This is a genomic window from Paenibacillus agaridevorans, assembly GCF_003112455.1.
In the GTDB taxonomy this organism is placed as follows: Bacteria; Bacillota; Bacilli; order Paenibacillales; family Paenibacillaceae; genus Pristimantibacillus; species Pristimantibacillus agaridevorans.
Map to the genome: position 1 here is coordinate 58,593 of NZ_BDQX01000163.1, position 324 is coordinate 58,916.

Here is a 324-nt window from a genome sequence, read left to right on the forward strand (position 1 = left end):
TACACGCGGCTGCCCAGGAAGCCGACGGTTCCGGCATACCAGCCGTCGCCTAGCATAACGCCGAACACGTTCTCCCCCTGCTTCAGGAGCTCCGTAATCTCGTAGGCGTGCACCTGCACGCGCTTATCGTAATCCGTCCATCCTGGCGCGAATAGATGTCCTGCCTCTTTGCCGTTAACCTTTAGCCGGAACAGGCCTAGCGCCGTGACGTATACGACGGCGCGCCGGACGGCGGAAGGGACGGCGAAGGTTTGACGCAGATATGGGGCGGGCTGCAGCTCAGTAGACGTTCCCGGGCCAAGCCACGGCTTGCGCCCGCTCCAC

1 protein-coding gene is annotated in these 324 nt (G+C 63.3%); it reads right to left on the minus strand.

Features of this window, described 5'->3' with window-relative positions; all coding sequences use genetic code 11:
- Positions 1–324, minus strand: a 324-nt coding sequence (locus PAT3040_RS14310; RefSeq protein WP_181376616.1) for an alpha-L-rhamnosidase N-terminal domain-containing protein, incomplete at both ends; no start/stop codon positions are given.